Source organism: Sulfitobacter sp. 1A12056 (genome assembly GCF_043558125.1).
Classification (GTDB): domain Bacteria; phylum Pseudomonadota; class Alphaproteobacteria; order Rhodobacterales; family Rhodobacteraceae; genus Sulfitobacter; species Sulfitobacter faviae.
In genome coordinates this window covers 38856-55776 of sequence record NZ_JBIFFY010000006.1, presented here as the reverse complement: position 1 = coordinate 55776, position 16921 = coordinate 38856, and the positions used below count along the sequence as shown (strand labels likewise).

At 61.2% G+C, this 16921-nt stretch carries 17 protein-coding genes; 16 read left to right on the top strand and 1 reads right to left on the bottom strand.

What is annotated here, in order from left to right; genetic code table 11:
* Positions 1-5: 5 nt before the first annotated feature.
* The 16 genes from nuoF to ACGYLD_RS12330 all read left to right on the top strand — a co-directional run bounded on the left by nuoF (position 6) and on the right by ACGYLD_RS12330 (position 16210).
* A complete protein-coding gene (nuoF, locus tag ACGYLD_RS12405; protein ID WP_271693445.1) occupies positions 6-1301 on the top strand; it encodes an NADH-quinone oxidoreductase subunit NuoF in 1296 nt (431 codons plus the stop codon).
* A 138-nt stretch (positions 1302-1439) separates the two neighbouring features.
* Complete coding sequence (locus ACGYLD_RS12400) at positions 1440-1766, top strand: hypothetical protein (RefSeq protein ID WP_209218009.1); 327 nt, start codon at positions 1440-1442, stop codon at positions 1764-1766.
* A 120-nt stretch (positions 1767-1886) separates the two neighbouring features.
* Positions 1887-2297: a DUF5333 domain-containing protein gene (locus tag ACGYLD_RS12395; protein WP_271693446.1), complete on the top strand. Its 411-nt coding sequence runs from the start codon at positions 1887-1889 to the stop codon at positions 2295-2297.
* Between the two features lie 4 nt (positions 2298-2301).
* Complete coding sequence (gene nuoG, locus ACGYLD_RS12390; protein ID WP_271693447.1) at positions 2302-4317, top strand: NADH-quinone oxidoreductase subunit NuoG; 2016 nt, start codon at positions 2302-2304, stop codon at positions 4315-4317.
* 5 nt (positions 4318-4322) lie between these two features.
* Positions 4323-4697: a hypothetical protein gene (locus ACGYLD_RS12385; protein ID WP_067263450.1), complete on the top strand. Its 375-nt coding sequence runs from the start codon at positions 4323-4325 to the stop codon at positions 4695-4697.
* Between the two features lie 6 nt (positions 4698-4703).
* Positions 4704-5744 carry an NADH-quinone oxidoreductase subunit NuoH gene (gene nuoH, locus ACGYLD_RS12380; RefSeq protein WP_271693448.1) on the top strand — a complete coding sequence of 347 codons (1041 nt, stop codon included), beginning with the start codon at positions 4704-4706 and terminating at the stop codon, positions 5742-5744.
* Position 5745: 1 nt separating this feature from the next.
* Entirely contained in the window at positions 5746-6240 is a 495-nt protein-coding gene (nuoI, locus tag ACGYLD_RS12375) for an NADH-quinone oxidoreductase subunit NuoI (RefSeq protein WP_067263454.1), read from the top strand.
* A complete protein-coding gene (locus tag ACGYLD_RS12370; RefSeq protein ID WP_271693449.1) occupies positions 6237-6653 on the top strand; it encodes a carboxymuconolactone decarboxylase family protein in 417 nt (138 codons plus the stop codon). The genes nuoI and ACGYLD_RS12370 overlap by 4 nt, the downstream gene beginning before the upstream one ends.
* A complete protein-coding gene (locus tag ACGYLD_RS12365) occupies positions 6650-7252 on the top strand; it encodes an NADH-quinone oxidoreductase subunit J (protein WP_067268146.1) in 603 nt (200 codons plus the stop codon). Before ACGYLD_RS12370 ends, ACGYLD_RS12365 begins: the two co-directional genes overlap by 4 nt.
* Positions 7253-7513: 261 nt before the next feature.
* Entirely contained in the window at positions 7514-7819 is a 306-nt protein-coding gene (gene nuoK, locus ACGYLD_RS12360; protein ID WP_007119508.1) for an NADH-quinone oxidoreductase subunit NuoK, read from the top strand.
* Between the two features lie 4 nt (positions 7820-7823).
* Positions 7824-9956, top strand: coding sequence for an NADH-quinone oxidoreductase subunit L (gene nuoL / locus ACGYLD_RS12355; RefSeq protein ID WP_271693450.1), 2133 nt, complete (start codon positions 7824-7826; stop codon positions 9954-9956).
* Positions 9956-11518 (top strand): NADH-quinone oxidoreductase subunit M, encoded by a 1563-nt coding sequence (locus ACGYLD_RS12350; RefSeq protein WP_271693451.1) that lies wholly within the window; start codon positions 9956-9958, stop codon positions 11516-11518. The genes nuoL and ACGYLD_RS12350 overlap by 1 nt, the downstream gene beginning before the upstream one ends.
* A gap of 14 nt (positions 11519-11532) precedes the next feature.
* Positions 11533-12978, top strand: coding sequence for an NADH-quinone oxidoreductase subunit NuoN (gene nuoN / locus ACGYLD_RS12345; RefSeq protein WP_394402713.1), 1446 nt, complete (start codon positions 11533-11535; stop codon positions 12976-12978).
* Positions 12979-13010: 32 nt separating this feature from the next.
* Complete coding sequence (locus tag ACGYLD_RS12340; protein ID WP_271693452.1) at positions 13011-13742, top strand: biotin--[acetyl-CoA-carboxylase] ligase; 732 nt, start codon at positions 13011-13013, stop codon at positions 13740-13742.
* Positions 13743-13764: 22 nt separating this feature from the next.
* Positions 13765-14541: a type III pantothenate kinase gene (locus ACGYLD_RS12335; protein WP_271693453.1), complete on the top strand. Its 777-nt coding sequence runs from the start codon at positions 13765-13767 to the stop codon at positions 14539-14541.
* 1 nt (position 14542) lies between these two features.
* A complete protein-coding gene (locus ACGYLD_RS12330; RefSeq protein WP_271693454.1) occupies positions 14543-16210 on the top strand; it encodes a ribonuclease J in 1668 nt (555 codons plus the stop codon).
* Here the strand turns inward: ACGYLD_RS12330 and ACGYLD_RS12325 are convergent.
* Entirely contained in the window at positions 16194-16856 is a 663-nt protein-coding gene (locus ACGYLD_RS12325) for a hypothetical protein (protein WP_271693455.1), read from the bottom strand. The two genes, ACGYLD_RS12330 and ACGYLD_RS12325, sit on opposite strands and share 17 nt — an antisense overlap.
* Positions 16857-16921 lie beyond the last annotated feature (65 nt).

Below are 16921 nucleotides of genomic sequence, written 5' to 3'. Positions count from 1 at the left end.
GCATCATGCTTCAGGACAAAGACCGCATTTTTACCAACATCTACGGCATGCATGACCGCACCCTGAAAGGCGCGCAGGCGCGCGGCCATTGGGATGGCACCGCCGGGATCATTCAAAAGGGCCGCGATTGGATCGTCGACCAGATGAAAGCCTCTGGCCTGCGGGGCCGGGGTGGGGCGGGCTTCCCCACGGGGCTCAAGTGGTCCTTCATGCCGAAGGAAAGCGATGGCCGCCCGGCCTATCTTGTGGTCAACGCCGACGAATCCGAGCCGGGCACCTGCAAAGACCGCGAGATCATGCGCCACGATCCGCATACGCTGATCGAAGGCTGCCTGATCGCCTCTTTCGCGATGAGCGCACATACCTGCTATATCTACCTGCGCGGCGAATACATCCGTGAGCGCGAAGCCCTGCAGGCCGCGATTGATGAGGCCTATGAGGCCGGTCTGGTGGGCAAGAACGCCAGCAAATCGGGCTGGGATTTCGACATTTACCTGCACCACGGGGCAGGGGCCTATATCTGCGGCGAAGAAACCGCGCTGCTGGAGAGCCTCGAAGGCAAGAAGGGCATGCCCCGGATGAAACCGCCGTTCCCGGCGGGCGCGGGCCTCTACGGTTGCCCGACCACGGTGAACAACGTCGAATCCATCGCCGTGGTGCCGACCATTCTGCGCCGTGGGCCAGAGTGGTTCGCGGGCTTTGGCCGCGCCAATAACGCGGGCACCAAGCTCTTTGCGATCTCTGGTCACGTGAACAACCCCTGCGTCGTCGAAGAGGCGATGTCGATCTCCTTTGAAGAGCTGATCGAGACCCATTGCGGCGGCATCCGCGGCGGCTGGGACAACCTCAAGGCGGTGATCCCCGGCGGGTCGTCGGTGCCGCTGATCCCCGGCAAAGACATGCGCGACGCGATCATGGATTTCGACTACCTGCGCGAGCAGCGCTCGGGCCTCGGCACCGCGGCGGTGATCGTGATGGACAACTCCACCGACGTGATCAAAGCGATCTGGCGGCTGTCGAAGTTCTACAAACACGAAAGCTGCGGCCAGTGCACGCCCTGCCGCGAAGGCACCGGTTGGATGATGCGGGTGATGGACCGTCTGGTCTCGGGCGATGCCGAGCCGGAAGAGATCGACATGCTGCTCGACGTGACCAAACAGGTCGAAGGCCACACGATCTGCGCGCTTGGCGATGCGGCGGCTTGGCCAATCCAAGGTCTGATCCGGCACTTCCGCGATGAGATCGAAGATCGGATCAAACACAAGCGCACGGGCCGCGTCAGCGCGGTCGCGGCGGAGTGAAACCCTGTGCAGCGTCGGGCCTCACCGGCTTGACGCTTGACGCAGAAGCGGCGATAGCGGGCGCGCGTCAGGCGCGTCCGTCCACAACAGGCGCGGGGCGATCGGCAAGGCCGGGCCTTGGCGCAGCGGAGTAGGTTTATGAAATATGCTTTGACGGTTCTGACGCTCAGCGCCCTGCTGGCGGGCTGCGCCAATGATGGCGAGCGGATTGCCTTTGACGGGCAGTATTTCAACACCAAACTGCGCAAGGTCGACGGCCAGCGGGATGTCTTTCAGGTGACAGTCAAGGACGCCGGCAAATCCATCGACGGCGCCCGTGCAGCGGCGCGCTATGAGGCGGTGAAATACTGTGTCGGCAACTACGGCAACTCGAAAATCGACTGGACCTTTGGCCCCGATGCACCGGCAAGCGCGCTGCGGTTCGATGGCGGGGCGCTGACCTTTCAGGGCCGCTGCCCACAGTGATCGCATCGGCGACATATCGCGGGCCTGCGGGTCTTTGGGGCGGTGATATTGAATATCACGGCCTGCAATCTCCATCTGTCAGACGGGCCGTTCCGGCCCGCTGCTTGAAGGAGAATTGATATGCGCACCCTGATGATCGCCGTGATGGGCCTGAGCCTGACCGCCGCCACCGTGACACCGGTCGCCGCCAAACCGCCGCTGCGCGAGGTGGCGGCCATCGACGATGCGCTCTTGGACATGGGCGTGGCCGACATCATCCGTAAGAACTGCCCCGACATCAGCGCGCGGATGCTGCGCGCGGTCAAGATGGCTTGGGACCTGAAAGGCAAGGCGGGCGATCTGGGCTACTCCGACGCCGAGATCGACGCCTATATTGATAGTGACGCTGAAAAAGCGCGCATGAGAGCGCGGGGCGCCGCGTTTTTCAAGGCGAAGGGGGTCGATACTTCGGACCCGCAAAGCTATTGTGCGCTCGGACGCGAAGAGATTCAAAAATCGAGCCGGATCGGTTCGTTACTGAAGGCAAAGTGAGCTTATGAGCGATATCCGCAAGATCATCATCGACGGCAAGGAAGTCGAAGTCGAAGGGGCGATGACGCTCATTCAGGCCTGCGAGCAGGTCGGCATCGAAGTGCCGCGCTTCTGTTACCACGAGCGTCTGTCGATCGCTGGCAACTGCCGCATGTGTCTTGTGGAAGTCGTCGGCGGGCCGCCCAAGCCCGCCGCCTCCTGCGCCATGCAGGTGCGCGACCTGCGCCCCGGTCCCGAGGGCCAGCCGCCGGTCGTGAAAACCAACTCGCCCATGGTCAAGAAGGCCCGCGAAGGCGTGATGGAGTTCCTGCTCATCAACCACCCGCTGGATTGCCCGATCTGCGATCAGGGCGGTGAGTGTGACCTGCAGGATCAAGCGATGGCCTACGGCGTCGACTTCTCGCGTTACCGCGAGCCCAAGCGCGCGACCGAGGATCTCGATCTCGGCCCGCTGGTGGAAACACATATGACGCGCTGCATCTCCTGCACCCGCTGCGTGCGCTTCACGACCGAGGTCGCGGGCCAGCACGTCATGGGCCAAACCGGTCGCGGCGAGGATGCGGAGATCACGACCTATCTCGGCGCGCTCATCGACAGCAACCTGTCCGGCAATATCATCGACCTCTGCCCGGTGGGTGCGCTGGTGTCCAAACCCTATGCCTTCACCGCGCGTCCGTGGGAACTCAGCAAGACCGAGAGCATCGACGTGATGGATGCGCTCGGCTCCAACATCCGCGTGGACACCAAGGGCCGCGAAGTCATGCGCTTCCTGCCGCGCAACCATGATGGCGTGAACGAGGAGTGGATTTCGGACAAGACGCGCTTCGTTTGGGACGGTCTGCGCCGCCAGCGTCTCGATACACCTTACATCCGCGAGAACGGCAAGCTGCGCAAAGCCAGCTGGCCCGAGGCGCTGAATGCCGCCGCCGCCGCGATGAAGGGCAAGAAGCTGGCCGGTTTGATCGGCGATCTGGCCCCGGTTGAGGCGGCCTTTGCCCTGAAACAGCTGATCGAAGGGCAGGGCGGTGTTGTCGAATGCCGCACCGATGGCGCGAAACTGCCCGCGGGCAACCGTTTCGGCTATGTCGGCAACGCGCGGATTGAGGATCTGGACAATGCCAAGATGATCCAGCTCATTGGCACGAACCCCGCCGTCGAGGCGCCGGTGCTGAATGCGCGTATCCGTAAGGCATGGGCCAATGGCGCCGAGATCGGCCTGATCGGCGAAGCGGCTGATCTGACCTATCCGCATCACCATCTGGGCAACGACCGCGCCACGCTCGACAAACTGATGGGCAGCGACTTCGACGAAGTGCTGGAGCAGCCTTCGGTGATCGTCGTGGGTCAGGGCGCCCTGCGCGAAGCCGATGGTTCGGCGGTTCTGGCGAAAGCGATGGAACTGGCCGAGAAGACCAAGAGCAAGCTGATGGTCCTGCACACCGCCGCCTCGCGCGTCGGTGCCATGGACATCGGTGCCGTGGCCGAAAACGGTATGGACGACGTGAACGCGGCAGAGGTGATCTACAACCTCGGTGCCGATGAGATCGAGATCGGCGAAGGCCCCTTCGTGATCTACCAAGGCAGCCATGGCGACCGCGGCGCACACCGTGCCGACATCATCTTGCCGGGCGCCGCCTATACCGAGGAGCCGGGGCTTTTCGTCAACACCGAGGGCCGTCCGCAGCTGGCGCTGCGCGCAGGCTTTGCACCGGGGGAGGCGAAAGAGAACTGGGCGATTCTCCGGGCGCTTTCGGCTGAGATGGGCGCGCAACTGGGCTATGATTCCATCGCTGAGCTGCGCCGCAAACTGACCGAGGCCGTGCCGCATCTGGCGAATGTCGATGAGGTGCCGGAAAACGAATGGAACGCGCTGCCTGCGGGCAAGCTGGGCGATGCGTCTTTCGCGCCTGCGGTGCGTGACTTCTATCTCTCCAACCCGATCGCACGGGCCAGCCAGTTGATGGCGGAACTGTCGGCACTGGCCGCCGCGCGCCGGGCCGAGCCGATGGCGGCGGAGTGAGAACAATGGCGCTGGCCCCCTTGATGCTACTGGCCGCCTGCGAACCGCAGGTGCCGGTGGCCGAGGATTTTATCCCCGATTACAAGGGGGTCGAAACCCAGCTTTTGGACGGGGATTTGGTGCAATTCAACGTGGCGATGACCAAGGCGCTTTCGGCGCAGGACGTGTCGGACTACGCCGAATGCGCCGCCGCGCAATACACGCTGATCCGGGGCTACGGTTTTGCGCGTCATGTGCGGACAAATGTGAGCGAAGAGGGTGGCATATGGCGGGCAGATGCTGTTTACACAATCTCGCCGAGCCTGCCCAAAGGCTTGAAGACAATTGATGCCGAAGTGACCGCGTTTCAATGCGCGGAACGCGGCATTCCGACGGTGTGAGGACTTATGGCTGATTTCTTTTACACGACCGGGCTTGGCATTGCCCTGCTGACGGTTGGGCAGGTGTTGCTGCTGGTGGTGCCGTTGCTGCTGGCGCTGGCCTTCCTCATGTATGCCGACCGCAAAATCTGGGCCGCCGTGATGATGCGCCGCGGCCCCAACGTTGTGGGCGTCTTCGGCCTGCTGCAGAGTTTTGCCGACTTCCTCAAATATATCGTTAAGGAAGTGGTGGTTCCGGCGGGCGCAGACAAGGGGGTTTTCTTCCTTGCGCCGATGATTTCCTTTGTCATGGCGATGATCGCCTGGGCGGTGATCCCGTTTAACGACGGCTGGATCCTGTCGGACATCAACGTGGCGATCCTCTATGTCTTCGCCGTCTCCTCGCTTGAGGTTTACGGCGTGATCATGGGCGGTTGGGCGTCGAACTCGAAATATCCCTTCTTGGGTTCTCTGCGCTCCGCCGCGCAGATGATCTCTTACGAAGTGTCGATCGGTCTGATCATCATCGGCGTGATCCTCTCGACCGGTTCGATGAACTTCTCGTCCATCGTGGCGGCGCAGGACGGCGACTGGGGCCTGTTCAACTGGTACTTCCTGCCGCATTTCCCGATGTTGATCCTGTTCTTCATCTCGGCGCTGGCGGAGACCAACCGCCCGCCCTTCGACCTGCCGGAAGCAGAATCGGAACTCGTCGCGGGTTACCAGGTGGAGTACTCCTCGACCCCGTTCCTGCTGTTCATGATCGGCGAGTTGGTGGCCGTGGTGCTGATGTGCGCGCTGGTGTCGCTGATGTTCTTCGGTGGCTGGCTGTCGCCGGTGCCGTTCCTGCCCGATGGCTTCTTCTGGATGTTCATCAAGATGCTGATGGTCTTCTTCATGTTCGCCATGGTGAAGGCTATCACGCCGCGCTACCGCTATGACCAGCTGATGCGGCTGGGGTGGAAAGTTTTCCTTCCCTTCTCGCTCTTCTGGGTGGTCTTCGTGGCATTCGCTGCAAAATTCGATTGGTTCTGGGGCATCTACGCCCGCTGGACCGTAGGGGGCTGATATGGCTGCGACTGATTACACCCGCGCCGCGAAATATTTCCTGCTGGCAGATTACGCCAAGGCTTTCATGCTGGGGATGCGCTATTTCTTTGCGCCGAAAACCACGCTGAACTACCCGCATGAGAAGGGGCCGCTGTCGCCGCGCTTCCGCGGGGAGCATGCGCTGCGCCGTTATCCCAATGGGGAGGAACGCTGCATTGCCTGTAAGCTTTGCGAAGCGATCTGCCCCGCGCAGGCGATCACCATCGACGCAGAAGCCCGCGAAGACGGCAGCCGCCGCACCACGCGCTATGACATCGACATGACCAAATGCATCTACTGCGGTTTCTGCCAAGAAGCCTGCCCGGTGGATGCCATTGTCGAAGGCCCGAACTTCGAGTTCTCGACCGAGACCCGCGAAGAGCTCTACTACGACAAGGCCAAGCTTTTGGACAACGGCGAACGCTGGGAAGCCGAAATTGCCCGCAACCTCGAAATGGACGCGCCCTACAGATGAGCGACCCCAAGAACCCTTTTGATGCGATGATGAAGCAAGCGCAGGAGATGGCGAAAGCCTTTCCAGCGATGGATGCTTTTTCGCCCAAAGGGTTCGAGGCGATGATGGGCACCATGCCGAAGGAAATGATGGATTTCTGGTTCGGCGACACGGTCAACAAGGGCGGGCTGGACGCGCGGACGCGGCTGCTGCTCACCCTTGCCGGGCTGACCATGCAGGGCGCGCAGAATGACATGGCCCTTCGCCAAACCGTGCGCCACGCGCGCGAGGCGGGGGCCACGAAACAACATATCGTCGAGACGATCAGCCAGATGTCGGTCTTTGCCGGGCTTCCCGCGATGACCCGGGCCCTGGAACTGGCGCAATCGGTCCTAGACGAAGAACAAGATACCAAGAAGGAAGACGGCGCATGACGGTCTTTTCATTTTACCTCTTCGCGATCAGCGTCATCACCGGCGGGCTGTTCACGGTGATCAGTCGCAACCCGGTGCATTCGGTGCTCTGGCTGATCCTGTCCTTCCTCTCGGCGGCGGGGCTCTTTGTTCTGCTCGGCGCGGAGTTCGTGGCGATGCTGCTGGTCATCGTCTATGTGGGCGCGGTGGCGGTGCTCTTCCTCTTCGTCGTCATGATGCTCGACGTGGACTTTGCCGAACTCAAGGCCGAGATGGCGCGCTACATGCCGCTGGCGCTGCTGATCGGGCTGGTGATTTTGATGCAATTCGTCATGGCCTTCGGCGCATGGGAGCAGAGCGCGGCGGCGGAGAGCCTGCGGGCCAATGCTATTGATCCCGCGCGGTTCAACACCGAAGCCCTCGGCCTGCTGCTGTATGACCGTTACTTCCTGCTGTTCCAACTGGCGGGTTTGATCCTGCTGGTGGCGATGATCGGGGCGATTGTGCTGACATTGCGTCACCGCAAGGATGTAAAGCGCCAAGACGTGGTGGCCCAGATGATGCGCGACCCGGCCAAGGCGATGGAGTTGCGCGACGTGAAGTCGGGGCAGGGCCTGTAACAGACGGAATTTTTTGAAAATTCCGGGGCCGTTCATTTTGAAAGAGAACGGCTGAACCAAGAGAGAGAAGGGACGTCGAAATGTCGAGGACAACAATCGTGGTACTGGTCGTGGTGTTGATCGTCGTGTTTTTCGGCGGCTACAGCTTTATCGGCTAAACCCTTGGCAATCCCGGTGGCAGCCGGGACAAAGTGATACTAAAAGCCCCATCGAACGGGGCGCGACCAAAGCCCATCAAGGGGCGGGAACGTAAGGGACGACATGATCGGACTTGAGCATTACCTGACAGTGGCGGCGACGCTGTTTGTCATCGGCATCTTCGGGCTATTCCTGAACCGCAAGAACGTGATCATTCTGCTGATGAGCATCGAATTGATGCTGCTCGCGGTGAACATCAACCTCGTCGCCTTTTCCAGCTTCCTTGGTGATCTGACGGGGCAGGTCTTCACGCTTTTCGTGCTCACCGTCGCCGCCGCCGAGGCCGCCATCGGCCTCGCCATTTTGGTCTGTTTCTTCCGCAACCGTGGCTCGATCGCGGTGGAAGATGTCAACGTGATGAAGGGCTGAGGCAATGGAAACCACGATCCTATTCGCCCCGCTGGTGGGTGCCATCCTCTGCGGTTTCGGCTGGAAGATCATCGGTGAGAAGGCAGCCCAGTGGGTCGCCACCGGGCTGCTGTTCCTTGCCGCCTTCCTGTCTTGGGTGGTCTTCCTGACGCTGGACGGCCCAGCCGAGCAAATCCAGATCCTGCGCTTTATCGAGAGCGGCACGCTGAGCACAGATTGGGCGATCCGGCTCGACCGTCTGACCGCGATCATGCTGATCGTTATCACCACGGTGTCGAGCCTCGTCCATCTCTATTCCTTCGGCTACATGGCCCATGACGAGAACTTCCGCGATAACGAAAGCTATCGCCCTCGGTTCTTCGCCTATCTGTCTTTCTTCACCTTCGCGATGTTGATGCTGGTGACAGCCGACAACCTTGTGCAAATGTTCTTTGGCTGGGAAGGCGTGGGCGTGGCCTCCTACCTGCTGATCGGTTTCTACTTCCGCAAGCCGTCGGCCAATGCCGCAGCGATGAAAGCCTTTGTGGTCAACCGGGTGGGGGACTTTGCCTTCCTGCTCGGCATCTTTGGCCTTTACATGCTGACGGACTCGATCCGCTTTGACGATATCTTTGCCGCCGCACCCGATCTGGCCGAACAGTCCGTTACCTTCCTATGGAACGACTGGAACGCGGCGAACCTGATCGCCTTCCTGCTGTTCCTCGGCGCGATGGGTAAATCGGCGCAGCTTTTCCTGCACACATGGCTGCCTGACGCGATGGAGGGCCCGACGCCTGTGTCGGCGCTGATCCACGCCGCGACCATGGTGACCGCGGGTGTTTTCCTTGTCTGCCGCATGTCGCCTGTGATGGAATTCGCGCCCGAGGCGATGGGTTTCGTCACCGTGATCGGTGCCACCACCGCCTTTGTCGCGGCGACCATCGGTCTGGTGCAGACCGACATCAAACGCGTCATTGCTTACTCCACCATGTCGCAGCTTGGCTATATGTTCGTGGCTGCGGGCGTCGGCATGTATTCGGCGGCGATGTTCCACCTGTTCACGCACGCTTTCTTCAAGGCGATGCTCTTCTTGGGCGCGGGATCGGTCATCCATGCGATGCACCATGAGCAGGATATGACCAACTACGGCGGTCTGCGCAAAAAGATCCCCTATACCTTCTGGGCGATGATGATCGGCACGCTGGCCATCACCGGCGTCGGCATTCCGCTCACGCATATTGGTTTCGCGGGCTTCCTGTCGAAGGACGCGATTATCGAGAGCGCTTGGGGCGGTGGGTCGATGTATGGCTTCTGGCTTCTTGTAATCGCCGCGGCGATGACGAGCTTCTACAGCTGGCGCCTGATTTTCCTGACCTTCTTTGGCAAGCCGCGCGGCAACAAGCACACGCATGAGCATGCGCATGAAAGCCCGATGGTCATGCTGATCCCGCTTGGCGTTCTGGCGCTCGGCTCGGTCTTTGCCGGGATGATCTGGTACGGCAGCTTCTTTGGTCACGCGGATCAAGTCGGCAAGTTCTACGGCATCCCGATGGCCGAGATGGCAGGCCACGGCGACGATCATGTCGAAGGGGCCGAGGATGACCACGGCGCAACTGGTCCGGTCGATGGCGACCATGGCGCGGATGCGCTGGTTGAAGGCCACCAAGACGCAGGCACCCATCACGAAGCCTTCGGCGGTGCGCCGGGCGAGGGGGCGCTTTACTTCGCACCTGACAACCATGTGCTGGAAGATGCCCATGCCGCGCCGAAATGGGTCAAGGTCTCGCCCTTCATCGCGATGCTGGCCGGTCTGGTCATGGCCCTGTGGTTCTATATCTGGAGCCCGACCGTCCCGGGACGGCTGGCGGCAAACCAACGCCCGCTTTACCTGTTCCTGAAAAACAAATGGTACTTTGATGAGGTTTACGACGTGATTTTCGTGCGTCCTGCCAAAACGATCGGCCGGTTCCTGTGGAAACGCGGCGATGGCACTGTGATCGACGGCACGCTCAATGGCGTCGCCATGGGGATCATCCCCTTCTTCACCCGCCTCGCGGGTAAGGCTCAGACGGGCTATATCTTCACCTATGCCTTCGCCATGGTGATCGGCATCGCCGTTCTGGTGACATGGATGACGATGAGCGGAGGAGCGAACTGATGGACACGCATCTGCTTTCAATCATCACTTTCATTCCGGCATTCGCCGCCTTGATCCTTGCGGTCTTCTTGCGGGGCGACGATGCCGCCGCCGGGCGCAATGCGAAATGGTTGGCCTTCATCACCACGACGGTCACCTTCCTAATCTCGCTTTTCGTGCTGTTCGAGTTCGACCCGTCGAATACCGATTTCCAATTCGTGGATGAGGCCGACTGGCTCTTGGGCCTGAAATACCGCCTCGGCGTCGACGGCATCTCGATCCTTTTCGTGATGCTCACGACCTTCATGATGCCGCTCGTCATTGCGGCAAGCTGGAACGTCGAGCATCGCGTTAAGGAATACATGATCGCCTTCCTCCTGTTGGAGACCCTGATGCTGGGCGTCTTCATGGCGCTGGATCTGGTGCTCTTCTACCTCTTCTTCGAAGCGGGGCTCATCCCGATGTTTCTGATCATCGGCATCTGGGGCGGGAAAGAGCGTATTTACGCGAGCTTCAAGTTCTTCCTCTACACCTTCCTCGGCTCGGTGCTGATGCTGGTGGCCATGGTGGCGATGTTCACCGAAGCGGGCACAACCTGCATCGGTGGCTGCGAAATCAGCCTGCTCACGCATAACTTCGGCTCCGAAAGCTTTGAGGTTCTGGGCATCCAGATCGTCGGCGGCATGCAGACGCTGATGTTCATCGCCTTCTTCGCCAGCTTCGCGGTGAAAATGCCGATGTGGCCGGTGCACACTTGGCTGCCCGATGCCCACGTTCAGGCGCCGACGGCAGGCTCCGTGGTGCTGGCGGCAATCCTGCTCAAGATGGGCGGCTACGGCTTCCTGCGCTTCTCTTTGCCGATGTTCCCAGTGGGTGCCGAGGTGATGACGCCGCTGATCCTGTGGATGTCGGCCATCGCCATCGTCTATACCTCGCTGGTGGCGTTGGTGCAGCAGGACATGAAAAAGCTGATCGCCTATTCCTCGGTCGCGCATATGGGTTTTGTGACCATGGGCATCTTTGCGGCCAACCAGCAGGGTGTCGATGGGGCGATCTTCCAGATGATCAGCCACGGTTTCATCTCTGGCGCGCTCTTCCTCAGTGTCGGCGTGATCTATGACCGGATGCATACCCGTGAGATCGACGCCTATGGCGGTCTGGTGAACCGGATGCCCGCCTATGCGCTGGTCTTCATGTTCTTCACCATGGCCAACGTGGGCCTGCCGGGGACATCGGGCTTCGTGGGGGAATTCCTGACGCTGATGGCGACCTTCCAAGTGAACACTTGGGTGGCGGCTGTGGCGACCACAGGGGTGATCTTCTCCGCGGCCTATGCGCTGTGGCTCTATCGCCGCGTGGTGATGGGTGACCTGATCAAGGAAAGCCTCAAGGCGATCACCGATATGACTGCGCGTGAGAAATGGATCATTGCCCCTCTGGTGGCGATGACCCTGATCCTCGGCGTCTACCCGGCGCTGGTTCTGGACATGATCGGGCCCTCCGTGGCTGCCCTGATTGAAAATTACGACATGGCGCTGGAGGCGGCTGATACCGCCGTGCAGACCGCCGATGCCTCGCATTAAGAAGGACTTGGCGCATGATATCCGCTGATCTGAACATCATTCTGCCTGAGATCGTCCTTGCGGGGTTTGCCCTGCTTGGCCTTCTCGGCGCGGTCTATACGTCGAAAGACAAGGCCGCCGGGGTGCTCGTCTGGGTGACCGCGGTGGTGATGGTGCTGCTGGCCGGTTGGGTGGCCATGTCTGGCGACGGCACCACCAATATCGCCTTCCACGGCATGTTCATCGACGACACTTTCGCCCGTTTCGCGAAGGTGACGATCCTGCTTTCTGCCGCTGCCGTCTTGATCATGTCAGAAAACTACATGAAACTGCGCGGCTTGCTGCGGTTCGAGTATCCGATGCTTGTGGCCTTGGCTGTCGTCGGCATGATGATGATGGTCTCCGCAGGCGACCTGATGGCGCTCTACATGGGCCTCGAGCTGCAATCGCTGGCGCTTTACGTCGTGGCCTCCCTGCGCCGCGACTCGGTTAAGTCCACTGAAGCGGGTTTGAAGTATTTCGTGCTCGGCGCACTCAGCTCGGGCTTGCTGCTCTATGGCGCATCGCTGGTCTATGGCTACGCCGGGACCACGCTGTTCGCGGGCATCATCACCACGGCGCAGACGGGCGGCACATCGCTTGGCCTGCTCTTTGGTCTGGTCTTCCTGATCTCCGGTCTGGCATTCAAAGTCTCCGCCGTGCCCTTCCACATGTGGACACCGGACGTCTATGAGGGCGCGCCCACGCCGATCGCGGCCTTCTTTGCCACGGCGCCCAAGGTCGCGGCGATGGGTCTCTTCGCGCGGGTGATGCATGACGCCTTTGGCCAGATCGTCAGCGATTGGACCCAGATCGTCGCGCTGCTCTCGGTATTGTCGATGTTCTTTGGCTCGGTAGCCGCGATCGGTCAGACCAATATCAAACGTCTGATGGCCTTCTCCTCCATCGCGCATATTGGCTATGCGCTGATGGGTCTGGCTGCGGGCACCGCTTTTGGCGTGCAGGCGATGCTGGTCTATATGGCGATCTATGTGACCATGAACCTCGGCACCTTCGCCTTTATCCTGCTGATGCAGAAAGACGGCGCGCCGGTGACGGATATCACCCTGCTCAACATGTATGCCAAGACCAACCCGGGCCGGGCGCTGGCGATGCTGGTGCTGCTGTTCAGCCTTGCGGGCGTGCCGCCGATGCTGGGCTTCTTCGGCAAGTTCTATGTGCTGCGCGCGGCCTATGACGCCAATATGACATGGCTGGCCATCGCAGGCGTGATCGCCAGTGTGATCGGTGCCTATTACTACCTGCGCATTGTTTTTTACATGTACTTTGGCGAAGAGCGTTCGGACACGCTCGATCACCAGAACGGCGGCGTGCTGACCGTGGTGTTGATGGCCTCTGCCGTCATCATGATCGTCGGTATTGCCAATATGTTCGGCGTCGAAGGCTTGGCGGCATCGGCAGCGGCATCGCTGGTGAACTGAGCGGTGCGGCACGAGATCGGCCAGAGGCGCGCATGACCCCTTGGCCGGAAGGCTATGGCCGGCGCGTCTATGACACGCTCGATTCCACCCTCTCAGAGGCGGCGCGGTTACAGCAAGAGCTGACCGCGCCGACTTGGATTTTGGCGTTAGAGCAGACGGCGGCGCGCGGGCGTCGGGGCCGGAGCTGGGCCACCCCCCGCGGCAATTTTGCGGCCACCCTGATGATGCCGCGCAAAGAGCCGCCGGGCGTCGCCGCGCTGCGCTCTTTCGTGGCCTCGCTCGCGCTTTACCGTGCATTCGTGGCTGTGACGGGGCGGGAGGACGCTTTTGCACTCAAGTGGCCGAATGACGTTCTCCTGCGCGGGGGCAAGGTCGCTGGCATCCTGCTGGAGAGCGTGGGCGAGCATTTGGCCATTGGCATCGGCGTGAACCTTGCCCACGGGCCGGCGGCAGGCAGCCTTGAAGCGCGCGCCTTACCTGCGGTGACCCTACGCGAAGCGGGGGGCAATGTGAGCGCAGAAGAGTTCCTCGACGTGCTTGCGCGGGAATACGCCGGTCTGGAAGAGCAGTTCACGACCTATGGGTTCAGCACGATCCGCACGGCGTGGCTCGCCCATGCCGCGCGGCTCGGAGAGGTCATCACCGCGCGCACCATGCGCGACGAGATGACCGGCGTTTTCGAAGATGTAGACGGCGCAGGCAATCTCATCCTGCGCACCCGCGACGGCGCGGTGCCCATCACCGCGGCGGACGTGTTTTTCTAAAATCGGGGGGAGGGGAGGCACCATGCTTCTGGCAATCGACTGCGGCAATACCAACACCGTTTTCTCTATCTGGGACGGGGACACGTTTATCGCCACATGGCGCACATCGACCGAATGGAAGCGCACTGCCGACCAGTACTACGTTTGGCTCAACACCTTGATGCGGCTCCAGAATATCGACGCAGACATCACCGATATGATCATCAGCTCGACAGTGCCGCGGGTGGTGTTCAACCTGCGCGTTCTGGCGGATCGCTACTTTAACACGCGGCCCTTCGTTGTCGGGAAACCGGGCTGCGCACTGCCCATCGACGTGCGTGTGGACGAGGGGACGCAGGTCGGCCCGGACCGGTTGGTCAACACCGTGGCAGGCTATGACCTCTATGGCGGCGACCTGATCGTGGTGGATTTCGGCACGGCCACGACCTTTGACGTGGTGGCCGATGATGGGGCCTATATCGGGGGTGTGATCGCGCCGGGGGTGAACCTCAGCCTAGAGGCGCTGCACAATGCCGCCGCCGCCCTGCCGCATGTCGATATCTCGAAACCGCCCTCCGTCATTGGCACCAATACGGTGGCCTGCATGCAGTCCGGTGTCTTTTGGGGTTATGTCGGGCTGGTTCGTGAGATATGTGAGCGGATAAGGGCGGAACGTGCAAGACCCATGCGCGTTATTGCCACGGGGGGTCTGGCACCGCTGTTTCAGCAGGCAGTCGACCTGTTCGATGATTATCAAGATGAACTCACGATGCACGGTCTGACCGTGATCCACGATTATAATAAGGACAAAGCTGAATAATATGAGCAGCGAACGATTTATCTATCTGCCCCTCGGTGGGGCGGGTGAAATTGGCATGAACGCCTATGTCTACGGTTACGGCAAACCCGGTAAAGAACGGCTGATCGTCGTCGACATCGGTGTGGCCTTTCCGGATATGGACAGCACGCCGGGCGTGGACCTGATCCTGCCTGACATCACTTGGCTGAAAGAACGTCGCGATCAGATCGAGGCGATCTTTATCACCCATGCCCACGAAGACCACATCGGTGCCATCGCGCATTCCTATGAGGTGCTGAAGGCGCCGATCTATGCGCGCGCCTTTACCGCCAATATCGCCCGCCGGAAGATGTCTGAACACGGCCATCCCGAGGATGCGGTCACCACGGTCAGCGCATGGCCCGAGCAGATCACCGCAGGCCCGTTTAAGGTGGGCTTCTTGCCGATCTCGCACTCGATCCCTGAATCCTCGGCCATGGTGATCGACACGCCCGAAGGGCGCACGATCCACTCTGGCGACTTCAAGATCGACCGGACGCCGGGTGTTGGCGAAGCCTTTGACGATGCCCTCTGGGCCGAGGTCTGCAAGGATGGCGTCAATGCGCTGATCTGCGACAGCACCAATGTCTTCTCCGCGCATCCCGGTCGTTCGGAGGCCACCGTTGGCCCCGAGATCGAAAAGCTCGTCAGCAGCGCCGAGGGCATGGTCGTTGCCACGACCTTTGCCTCCAACGTGGCGCGGGTCAAAACACTGGCCGAAGCCGGCGCGCGGGCAGGGCGGTCTATCGTGCTCTTGGGCCGTGCGATGAACCGCATGGTCGAAGCCTCGATCCAGACCGGTGTGATGAAAGACTTCCCGCCCGTCATCTCGCCCGAGAACGCCCGCGCCATCCCGCGCGAGAACCTGATGTTGCTGGTCACCGGCAGCCAAGGGGAGCGCCGCGCGGCCTCGGCGCAACTGGCCCGGGGCAAGTATCAGGGGATTGAGTTGAAAGAGGGCGATCTCTTCCTCTTTTCGTCGAAAACCATTCCGGGCAATGAGCGTGGCGTGATCGGCATCATCAACCAGTTCTCGGAAAAGGGCGTCGATGTGGTCGATGACTCTTCCGGCCTCTACCACGTTTCGGGCCATGCCAACCGCCCCGATCTGGAAACCCTCCATGCCATCGTAAAACCGCAGGTTCTGATCCCTATGCACGGGGAGCACCGCCACCTGCGCGAACACGTCAAGATCGCCGATGCCAAGGGCATCACCGGCGTTCTGGCGGTGAACGGGATGATGGTGGACCTGTCGGGCAACCAGCCCAAGGTGGTCGAACATGTCGATACAGGTCGCATGTATCTGGACGGTTCGGTTCAGGTCGGCGCGCTGGATGGTGTGATCCGCGACCGTATCCGCATGGCGCTGAACGGCCATGCCACAGTGACGCTGATCCTCGATACCGATGACGAGCCTTTGGGCGAGCCTTGGGTCGATCTGATGGGCCTGCCGGAAACGGGCCGCTCCAACGCGCCGCTCGTGGACGTGCTGGAACAAGACCTCAGCCAATGGCTGAACCGTCAGAAAGCCGCCACCCTGCGGGATGACGACAAGCTGAATGACGGTTTGAAAAAGGTCGCGCGGCAGTCGTCCTATGACGAAATCGGCAAGAAGCCCGAAGTCACCGTGGTGGTCAGCCGTCTGAGCTGACCTCCGCGTCACCGCTGCACATATAGACCGCGCCGCCCACCGCGACCACGCTTACCCCCGTGGCCGCAAGGGCGGCGGGGGTCGAGAGTGCGGTGGCCAGCGTGCTGCCTGTCGTCGCCAAATTGGCGCTGAGGGCAGAAGCCCCTCCCGTCAAAATGAACGCCCCCGATTTATGCGCCACGGCGCGGAGGTTGTCCGGCTGGCTGAGCCTGTCCACGGCGGAGCGTGCGATGTTCTTGCTGATCTCGACGGTCTCTTCCTTGGTGGTGTTCACCCGCTCGCAGAAAGTCTTCTTGCAATAGCCGCGGTAGTTCCGCGCGCCGGGGATCAGGAAATGCCCGTCTTCGGGCGTGGCGGTCAGGCAGTAGCCGTCGATCTGATCCAGCGGCACTGTGGTGGCGAGGTAGTCGAACAGCACCCCGCTGTCGCAGGCGGGCGGCGTGCCCCAAAGCTTGCTCCACTTCCGCGCGGGCCAATTCAACAGACGCTCGCGGGTGCCGACCTCTTCGGCGAAATTGGCAAAATTCTCGGCCTCCACCACAACTTCGGCGCCATTGACTTCGGCCCGGCAGCGTTCGGCGCTGGCGGGGGCGGCGGTGAGGGCGGTCAGGGTAAAGGCAAGGGCGAAGAGGGCGGGGCGCAGCATGATGGTCCTATCTGAGGGGTTTCCCCTCACATAGCACAGACGAAAAAGCCGCCAATCCCGGCGGG